The sequence below is a fragment of the Winogradskya humida genome (assembly GCF_016862215.1).
GTDB lineage: Bacteria > Actinomycetota > Actinomycetes > Mycobacteriales > Micromonosporaceae > Actinoplanes > Actinoplanes humidus.
This window is the reverse complement of the sequence record NZ_BOMN01000138.1, coordinates 1-9,608: the sequence shown is the minus strand read 5'-3', so window position 1 is coordinate 9,608 and position 9,608 is coordinate 1. Positions and strand designations below refer to the sequence as shown.

Here is a 9,608-nt window from a genome sequence, read left to right as displayed (position 1 = left end):
GGACGGGTGTGCCATTATCGGGTTGAGGGGGATCACATCAGTTCGAATGGCAGATAGCGAGTATTCGGATAGCCATAAAGTGGTGGCGGACGGATCCCGGGAGGCGATCCTCGTGCTCACCGCGCCACGAGTTCGTTGGCCGTCTTGTTGTCATCGGCAAATCAGCAAGTGTGATCATGCACGCTGAGGTTGCTGCTCTTGGGGAAGTGTTGGCGGAGCAGGCGGTTGGGGTTTTCGTTGGAGGTCTGTTGCCATGGGCCGGCCGGGCCGCGGAAGGAGCGGAAGGGGCGGGGTGCAGCAGAACGGGCCGCGGCAGGGATTGCCGCGGCCCGTTCTTGATGTGCTGGTGCTACTTCAGGCCGAAGGCTCGGGTGATCGTCTGTTCGACGCTGTTGCCGTGTGTGTCCTTCGCAGCGGCGCGGAGCGTGACGTGCTGGGCGCTCTTCGGGGCTTTGAGGTCGGCCGTCCAGCCGGCCTTGGTCTTGGACAGGCGTTGGGTGACCCAGGTGGCACCGTCGTTGTAGGAGACGTCGAGGGTGACCGTCTTGATGGAGGCGGTGCTCGGGGCGCCGGGCAGGTGGGACGGCACGACGGTGATCGGGGTGGAGCGGGAGGCCCTGTCGGTGAGGTCCGTGTCGACCTTGTAGTCGAGCTGGATCAGGGGGAGCCGGGTGGTGGTGGCGTCCGAGGTGAAGTCCCAGGTCGTCTTGGTCTTGATGGAGTACGGGAGGACCGCGGGGTCGCCCTCGGTCGTGGTGACGAGGCGGTAGGGCAGGCGCTTGGGGCTCAGGCCGGTGTTGGAGTCGATCCAGCCCCAGGTGTTGGCCTCGATGATCTTCTTGCCCTGCGACAGGGTCGCGGTCTGGCCGAGGGAGCCTTCCGGGACGACGTCGCCGGCGTGGTTCTCGCCGGAGGCGCCCCAGCCCGGGACCTCGACGACGATCGTGTCGCCGTCGCGGTGGGGGAGGGTGCCGAAGTCGTTGATGCGGGGGCGGACGATCGCGGCCAGCCACTTCTCGCTGGTGCGGGTGCCGGGCTCGTAGGTGCGGGTGCCGCTGCGCTCGAAGGATCGCAGGTCGTCCAGCTCCTGCGACCAGCGGACGTTGTCGTCCGCGGTCACCCAGTCGGTGCGGAAGCGGTCGACCTTGATCGTCGAGGAGGAGCCGACCCGGACGGGCAGGTCGGGGTTGAGGTCGTAGCGCCGTTCGGAGAGCTCCCGGTCGGAGCTGTTCTGGAAGTCGACGTCGACCCGGGCCAGGTCACGCTCGGACGGGCGGTAGACGAGCGACTTCGGTGCTCCGCCCGGCCAGTACTGGGCCAGGTCGTACAGGTAGTCGGTGGTCGGGTGGGAGGTGAGGCGAAGGGTCACGCGGCCCTTGGCGAGCTGGGTGATCAGGCGGTCGCCGCCGTCCTTGGTCAGCGACGCGACGGCGAGCGTTGTCCGGCTGGTGGCGTCGAAGTAGCGGCCGGTGCCGCCGTTGACGACCAGGAGCACGGCTGCCCCGGCGTTCTCGGCGGCTGCGACCTGCTCGTCGAGGTCGTCCTGGCGTACCACTGCGATCTTGTTCCTGACCCCTGCTGCCGTCATTTCAGCCGCGGTGCCCGTACCCGCGAAGACTGCCTGGATCTGTTTGGTGCCTTCGGCCGGGACGGTCGAGCCGGGCAGGACGATCAGGTCGTCGTAGGTGGTGCTGCCGTTCTCGATCGCCAGCGGGGGCTGGATCTTGCGCCACCGGGCGGTAACCGACATCTTGCCGTCGCGGGCCTTCTGACCGGGGGTGACCCAGATGCTGTCGTAGTAGCGGTCGAGGATGTACGCGTCGGTCGCCTCGGCCGTGCCCAGCTCGCGGTGGTAGGCGAGGCGGATCTCGCTGTTCGCCGCGGTCTTCGGCGTGATCGCCTGGATCTCGCGGGTCGTGCTGGCCTTCAGCTCGACGGTGGTGTCCTTCTCGACGACCACCGTGGGTGCGGTGACGAGCGCCATGCCTCGGGAGTTCGGGCCGTGGGTGCCCTCGACGTCGCCCCACATCCACACCGAGTAGCGGCCCTGCGGCACGAGCACGTCGATGGGGTGGCCGTCGTTGGTGAGGAAGTAGTAGTAGGCGCCGGGCGGGTCGCCGTCGCGGAGCAGCATGATCTCACCGGGCATGGCCTCGCCGCTGCGGCCGGTGGGCTCGATGACCAGGTGCTTGGGCTGGTCCTCGGTGCTGAGCCCGACGAGCGTGTCGGCGAGCCGGGTGCCGCCGGTGCCGGTGGCGACGACGCTGCCGGTGTAGCGGCCCTTCTCCTGGGTGAGGCTCAGGTCGGCGGAGACCGTCACCGTGGCGGTGCCGCCGGCGGGCACAACAACCTTCGGAGCAGAAAGAGAGATCAATCCGGTGGGTACGCCCGGAGCGGCGAGAGTCAGGTCCAGCGTCACGTCAGCCGCACCGGTGTTCGTGTAGGTGATCGGCTTCTCGGTCGTGCCGCTGGGCTCGTCCTCGAGCGGGTGGATGCCGAGGTACGCGCTCGCCGTCGCGAAGACCGTCGCCTTGGAGGTCTTGGCGATGTCGACCCGTCCGCTGCCACCGGTGTACGCGTCGTAGTCAGGTGTCTCCTTGGCCGTGCTGACCAGGGCGTCCTTGAGCTGCGTACCGGTCCAGGCGGGATGCTGCGCGGCGAGCAGGACAGCGGCGCCGGCCACGTGCGGGGTGGCCATCGACGTGCCGCTCATCGTGCGGTAGAGGCCCTCGCCCTCCGTCGAGTACTGCGACCGGGCCGCCAGGATGTCGACGCCGGGTGCGGTGATCTCGGGCTTGAGCGCGCCGTCGACCAGGCGCGGGCCGCGGCTGGAGAAGTCGGCGATGTGGTCCTCGGCGTCGACGGCGCCAACTGTCAGGGCGGCGTCGGCGGCACCGGGCGTACCCACGGTCGACTCGGTCGGGCCGCTGTTGCCCGCCGCGATGACGAACAGCGCGCCGGTCTCGGCGCTGAGCTCGTTGACGGCCGCGCTCATCGGGTCGGTGCCGTCGGTCGGGTCGCCACCGAGGCTCATGCTGATGACCTTGGCCTTGCGGTCCCGGGCGGCCCACTCCATGCCGGCCACGATCCAGGAGTCCTGACCGGAGCCGCCGTTGTCGAGGACCTTGCCGATCTCGAGGTCGGCGCCGGGCGCGACACCCTTCTCCAGGCCGCCCGATCCCGCGCCGGTTCCTGCGATTGTGGACGCTACGTGCGTACCGTGGCCATGCCCGTCCTTGACGTCCTCGCCCGGCACGAAGCTGGCGCTCGACTCGACCTGGCCGGCCAGATCGGGGTGTTCCGCGTCGATGCCGGTGTCCAGGACGGCGACGTCGATGCCCTCGCCGGTGTTCCCGCCCGCCCAGACTTCCGGGGCGCCGATCTGCGCGACGCTGTCGGACAGGGCGGCGTGGACCTTGCCGTCCAGCCACACCTTGGTGATGCCGTGCGCGAAGGCGGGGGTGGTGCTCGCCTTCCGCGCCTCGGGGGCCGCGGGTGCCTTGCCGGTCAGCGACGTCCAGAAGTTCCCGGCGTGCGCGCGGTCCGTGGTCACCGCGCGGCCCCGGATGCTGGGCAGCGCCCGGACCTCGGTGCTGGCCTCGGGCAGGGTGTCGGCGCTGCGCTTGGCGAACGAGGAGCTCTGGTAGCCGAGGATGACCGGCAGCTGACCGGTCGCGCTGTCGGCGTACCCCTCGCGCTGCAGGTAGGTGATGTTGAACAGGCGCTTGTCCAGCAGGCCCGTGCCGACGTACGGCGCGGCGCTCTCGGGATACACGTACGTGTCCGGGCCGACGGTGGTGATGTGCGCACCGACCTGCTCGCCGTCGGGGCCCTGCACGGTGGTGACGCCGGGCCGTACGGTCACCTTGTCACCGGTGATCAGGGTGATCGTGGTGGCTGTCGCCGGGTTGGTGGCGCTGGTGTGACCTGTGGTCGCTTGGGCGTTGGCAGGCGATGGCGGGGTCACTGCCAGCACCGTTACGGCCGCCACGATCAGCGGCACGGACCTGCCGGGGGACGAAAGGCTCAACGGAATACCTCAACTCGATCAGAAGCCTGAAGTGCCGTCGACGCTATAGACGAAGCAACAGTTCTGATCGATGTGAAGGTTTTCGATCTTGCCGGTTAACGACATAGAAACCGAACGCGTAGCCGCTCGAAACGGACGGGGCCGGATCAGCCGTTCCGATGTGCCCCGAGGCCGTCAAGGATCAGCGCCAGCATGGGCTGCGCCCGGTCCGGCGCCGCCCGCCACAGGGCGCCGGTGAGCTGGAGGAAGTCGGCGGGCTCGGCGTCGGCCCGGATGCTGCCGTCGTGTTTGCCGGCGTCGAGCAGCTGGGTGATGGCGGCGATCACCGGGCCGTAGCTCTGATCCGCCATCGACTTGTGCGCGTCCGGGCTGAGGGCGGCGCCGAGGGCGTGCTTCTTGCGCATGGCGTCCACCAGGTCGGTCGTCCAGCGCCGGAGCGCCTCCACCGGTGGCAGCCCGGCGAGCAGCTCGGGCACCGAGCCGGTGAGCAGGCCGATCTCCTCCTGGTAGATGTCCAGGATCAGCGCCTCGCGCGACGGGTAGTTGCGATACAGCGTGCCGGGCCCGACGCCGGCGAGCTGGGCGATCTGGTTCATCGAGGCGTTGCCGTCACCTGCGAATGCCTCCCGGGCCGCGGCCAGGATGCGGGCGCGATTCTCCCGGGCGTCTGCGCGGACCACGGCATCTCCCTTGCTATGTGGAGACCTCTCCGTTAACGTATGTGGAGACCTCTCCACAACAATAGAGGAGCGCCATGCAGTACACCAAGCTCGGCACTACCGGCCTCGACGTGTCGCCCGTCGCCATCGGTGCGATGACTTACGGCGACCCCGGGCGCGGGCATCCCGTCTGGTCGCTGGACGAGGCGGCCAGCCGCCCGCTGATCAGGCACGCCCTCGACGCCGGGATCAACTTCTTCGACACCGCGAACATGTATTCGTACGGTTCCAGTGAAGAGATCCTCGGCCGCGCGCTCAAGGACTTCGCCGACCGTGACGAGGTGGTCATCGCGACCAAGCTGCGCCACCCGATGCGGCCCGGTCCCAACGGCCGCGGGCTCTCCCGCAAGGCGGTCATCGCCGAGGCCGAGCACAGCCTGCGCCGGCTCGGCACCGACTACATCGACCTCTACCAGATCCACCGCAACGACCACGCCACGCCGTGGGAGGAGACCCTCGAAGCGCTGCACGACCTGGTCAGAGCCGGCAAGGTCCGCTATCTCGGCGCCAGCTCGATGCACGCCTGGGAATTCGCCAAGGCCCTGAACCTGCAGAAACAACACGGCTGGGCGCGGTTCGTGTCGATGCAGCACCACTACAACCTGCTGGCCCGCGAGGAGGAACGCGAGATGATCCCGCTCTGCCTCGACGAGGGCGTCGGCACCGTCATCTGGAGCCCGCTCGCCCGCGGCCGGCTCGCCCGGGCCTGGGACGACGCGAAGACCACCACCCGCGCCGCGACCGACGGCGGCTTCGCCGACATGCTCTACACGCCCGCGGAGCAGGCCGCCAACCACGCGATCATCGACACCGTCGGCGCCATCGCGGCCGGGCGCGGCGTCACCCGGGCCCAGATCGCGCTGGCCTGGCTGCGTGCCAACCCGGTCGTCACCGCCCCGCTCGTCGGCGCCAACACGACCACCCAGATCGACGACGCCGTGGCCTCACTGGAGATCGAGCTCACCGCCGAGGAGGTCGCCGCACTGCAGCGGCCCTACACGCCGCGGCACGATTTCCAGGGCATCTCCGACGAGGCCGAGATGCAGCGGATCCGGGACAGCATCCCGGGTTATGCCAACGCCTGACTGACGTGGGGCTCGTCGGCGACGGCGTCCTTGGCGACGCGGACGGCTGCCCGCACGAGCGCCGCGACCGCCGGTGAGCGGGACGCCGCCGGCCAGGCGACGGCGAGGGTGGCCGGCGGGAGGTCCTCGACGAGGCGGTAGGCGATGTGGGGACGCGGGAACTGGCGGGCCACCCAGGCGGGGAGGAACCAGAGCAGGCTGCCCGTCTCGACCAGGTTGAAGATCTGCGACAGGTCCCGCATGGCCGGGCTGCCCGGCGGCGGGGGAGCGAGGTTGCCGGTCTCGGCTCCGGAGCCGTTGGGCAGGCGGCGGCCGGTCAGGTCGGCCAGACGCAGGGTAGTACGCGCGGCCAGCGGATCCGCCGCGGGCAGCGCGACCATGCGCGGCTCGGTCAGCAGCGCCTCGCTGTCGAGGGTGGGGTCGTCGAACGCCGTGGCCAGCAGCGCCACGTCGGCGCGGCCGTCGTGCAGGGCCGGGACCAGGTCCCACGGGCCGGTCAGCAGCAGCTCGACGGGGGTCGTGTCGTAGGCGGCCAGGATGGGGGCCAGCAGGCCGCCGTCGAAGTCGGCCTTGCAGGCCAGCCGCAGGCTCTGCTCCGGCCGGGCGGCGCGCCGGGCCCGCTGCGATGCCGCGGCGACGGCGTCCAGCGCCACCCGGGCGTCGATCAGCAGGGTCTCGCCGGCCGGGGTGAGCGCGACCTGGCGGGTGGTCCGGACGAACAGGTCGACCCCGAGCTGGCGTTCGAGGTCCCGGATCGCGCGGGACAGCGGCGGCTGCGCCATGGCCAGCCGCTCGGCGGCCCGCCCGAAATGCAGCTCCTCGGCGACGGCCACGAAGTAGCGCAGCTGCCGGGTCTCCAGGTCACTCATACTTCGAGAGTATCAATCAAGATGGCATCGGTCTTTCCGCTCCGCGCCGGAACAGCGTTCACTGGGTGATGTTGATTCCGACCGAAGAGGGATGAAAAACAATGATTGTGGTCACCGCTCCCACCAGCACCATCGGCAGCAAGGTCCTGCAGAACCTGCTCGACGCGGACGCACCCGTACGCGTCGTGGCCCGCGACCCGGCCAAGCTCGCACCGGGCGTCGCCGACCGGGTCGAGGTCGTCCGCGGCTCGCACGCCGACGCGGACGTCGTGACCGAGGCGTTCGCCGGTGCCGACGCTGTCTTCTGGCTCGTGCCCGCGAACCCCAAGGCGGAAAGCCTGGACACGGCATACTCGCAGTTCGCGCGGGCGGGCATCGAGGCGTTCACCGCGCAGGGCGTCGGCCGGGTGGTCGGCATCTCGGCGCTGGGCCGGGGCACCGCGGTGGCCGGCCAGGCGGGGTACGTCACGGCGACGCTGGCGATGGACGACCTGATCGCGGCTTCGGGCGTACCGTATCGGGCTGTTGCCAATCCGTCCTTCATGGAGAACGTCCTGCGGCAGGTCGGCGCCATCAAGAACCAGGGCACGTTCTACGGCCCCACCACGCACGACCTGGCCGTGCCGCTGATCGCGACCCGGGACATCGCCGCGGTCTCCACCCGGCTGCTGCTCGACGACACCTGGACCGGCTTCGGCGAGGTCCCGGCACTCGGCCCCGAGGACCTGAGCTACGACGACATGGCCGCGATCATCTCCGACGTGCTCGGCAAGCCGGTCCGCTACGTGCAGACCACCCCCGAGGCCAACCTGAAGATGGCCCTCGACCAGGGCGCCTCCGAGGCGATGGCCCACGGCCGCGTCGACATGGCCACGGCCAAGAACAACGGCCTGGACCAGGGCGTCACGCGTACGCCGTCGTCGAGCACACCCACCACGTTCCGCGACTGGTGCGTCGAGGTCCTCAAGCCGGCAATCGACGCCTGATCATCGTCGGTGGTGATCGATCGCGCCTATGCTGGCTTGTGGCTGACAGCGCGATGAGTGGTGCGGATCTGAGCGATGTGCTGCTCGCGGTCGAGAAGGCGCCGCCGGTCGACGCGGTGGAGGCTGTCACCCGCAGCGTCGGGGTGAGCCTGGGTGCGCTGTGGGTGTCGTTCCTGGTCGCGGACATGAGCGGTCGTGCGTTGGTGCGGCTGGTCCACGTGCCGATCGGGGAGGCGTCCGCCGGCCGCCAGCAGGATGAGGACGTCGCGGTGGTGCTGCCCTTCGACGGCGGGCCGCAGGAGCAGGTCCTGCGGGGGCAGCACGTGCTGGTGGAGCAGGTCGGCGAGCAGTTCGTCGTGCGGGCACCGGTCACCCAGCGTGGCGAGGCCATCGGGCTGCTGGAGATCGCATTGCCGGCGGCGCCCGGCGACGCGGCCGTGGCGCGGGTGTCGGGGGTGGCGCACACCCTGGCCTTCGTGGTGATCGCCAACCGCCGGCACACCGACCTGTTCGAGTGGGGTCAGCGGACGACGCCGTTCACCCTGGCCGCGGAGATCCAGCGGCGGCTGCTGCCGTCGGCGTTCACCTGCGAGGCGGACTCGTTCACCCTGTCAGCATGGCTGGAGCCGGCGGCCACCATCGGCGGGGACACGTTCGACTACAGCCTCGCCCGTGATCTTCTGCATCTGAGCATCACCGACGCCGTGGGACACGGGGTGAACAGCGCGCTCACCGCGACCCTGTGCGTCGGCGGCCTGCGCAACGCCCGCCGCCGCGGCAACTCCCTGCTCGACCAGGCGCAGGCCGCAAACGAGGCGGTCCTCGGCAACGCTCCGGCCGGGTCGCTGTTCGCCACCGGGCTCATCGGCCGCGTCGATCTCGCCACCGGGGCGGTCGAAGCCGTCAACGCCGGGCACCCCGCGCCCTTCCTGGTCCGCGACGGGGTCGTACGGCCGCTGGCGCTGCTCGTCAACCGGCCGTTCGGGGTCCTGGCCCGCCGGCCTTACCGGGCGACCCGGTTTCAGCTGCGGCCCGGCGACCGCCTGGTGCTGGTCACCGACGGGATGCTGGAACGCGGGGCCGCCGCGCTCGACCTCGGCGCACGGCTGGGTGAACTGAGCGAGCTGCACCCCAGGGAGGTCGTCCGGGTCCTCGGTGACCTCGTCCTGGACGTCGCCGGACCGGTCCTGCCCGACGACGCCTGCCTGCTGGTCCTCGACTGGCACGGCGGTCACGGCGACACCCGCTCCACCGCGGCCGGCGCGGACCTTGATCGGGCCAGCGCACCCGAGCCGGAGGACGCCGGCCACCTGGATGGCGGCTCCTAGAAAATCTATGTCCGGGATACTAGACATGCTCGCGAGGACCGGTTAATGTTTCTCTTGTCGGAAACGAAGGAACAGCAAAGACGCAGACGATCACCGCCCGCTGAGGCGAAGGAGCCGGACCGACAACGACCCGGCTCAGGTAATAGGTAGTTGCAGGGAGAAGTGCAGGTGGCGGGGCCGATGTCAGTTCAGGGCTTCGTCGCGAAGCAAGGAAGTTCGTAGTAGGGAAGTGAACGGTAAGAACATTCGCCGTACGTGTTCGGGGCCATGAAGTCGCGTGGGGTTCCGGCGCCGGCGAGGAGTTAGTGGGTAGTTCAGAGGAAAGGGAGGGCTGCACACCGTTGGATCGCCCGTTACCGGCTGCTTGCTGTGGGCTGGGCGCGGACACCGCTGTTTCCATCGAACGAGAGGTGGTCTCCGGTCACGCTTATGCGATCCTCGCACCCGAAACCCGAGAGTCGGGCTGGTGCGGAAACGAGAACCCGGCGCACCTGCCGGTGAATGGTGTTTGACCCGTAACCCTTGGGCCCCGGCGCTTCACAGCGCCGGGGCCCTCGTCACATGTTGCACGGAGCGGATCGTGTCGCCTCT

At 69.8% G+C, this 9,608-nt stretch carries 6 protein-coding genes; 3 read left to right on the top strand and 3 right to left on the bottom strand.

Annotated elements, in window-relative coordinates; all coding sequences use genetic code 11:
- Positions 1–349: 349 nt before the first annotated feature.
- Both Ahu01nite_RS46080 and Ahu01nite_RS46075 read right to left on the bottom strand, forming a co-directional pair.
- The gene (locus Ahu01nite_RS46080; protein ID WP_203843091.1) at positions 350–4,030 is read right to left on the bottom strand and encodes a S8 family serine peptidase; all 3,681 of its coding nucleotides are present in this window, start codon (positions 4,028–4,030) and stop codon (positions 350–352) included.
- A gap of 146 nt (positions 4,031–4,176) precedes the next feature.
- Positions 4,177–4,710, bottom strand: a complete 534-nt coding sequence (locus Ahu01nite_RS46075) for a TetR/AcrR family transcriptional regulator (RefSeq protein WP_203843090.1) — start codon at positions 4,708–4,710, stop codon at positions 4,177–4,179.
- Positions 4,711–4,784: 74 nt separating this feature from the next.
- On the opposite strand from Ahu01nite_RS46075, the gene Ahu01nite_RS46070 reads away from it, so the two are divergent.
- Positions 4,785–5,834 carry an aldo/keto reductase gene (locus Ahu01nite_RS46070; protein WP_203843089.1) on the top strand — a complete coding sequence of 350 codons (1,050 nt, stop codon included), beginning with the start codon at positions 4,785–4,787 and terminating at the stop codon, positions 5,832–5,834.
- On the opposite strand, the gene Ahu01nite_RS46065 is transcribed toward Ahu01nite_RS46070, so the two are convergent.
- On the bottom strand, positions 5,819–6,703 hold the full coding sequence (locus Ahu01nite_RS46065) for a LysR family transcriptional regulator (protein ID WP_203843088.1): 885 nt from the start codon (positions 6,701–6,703) through the stop codon (positions 5,819–5,821). The genes Ahu01nite_RS46070 and Ahu01nite_RS46065 overlap by 16 nt on opposite strands.
- 101 nt (positions 6,704–6,804) lie before the next feature.
- On the opposite strand from Ahu01nite_RS46065, the gene Ahu01nite_RS46060 reads away from it, so the two are divergent.
- Both Ahu01nite_RS46060 and Ahu01nite_RS46055 read left to right on the top strand, forming a co-directional pair.
- Positions 6,805–7,689, top strand: coding sequence for an NAD(P)H-binding protein (locus Ahu01nite_RS46060; protein WP_203843087.1), 885 nt, complete (start codon positions 6,805–6,807; stop codon positions 7,687–7,689).
- A 38-nt stretch (positions 7,690–7,727) separates the two neighbouring features.
- Positions 7,728–9,017, top strand: coding sequence for a PP2C family protein-serine/threonine phosphatase (locus Ahu01nite_RS46055; protein WP_239159677.1), 1,290 nt, complete (start codon positions 7,728–7,730; stop codon positions 9,015–9,017).
- The last annotated feature ends 591 nt before the right edge of the window (positions 9,018–9,608 follow it).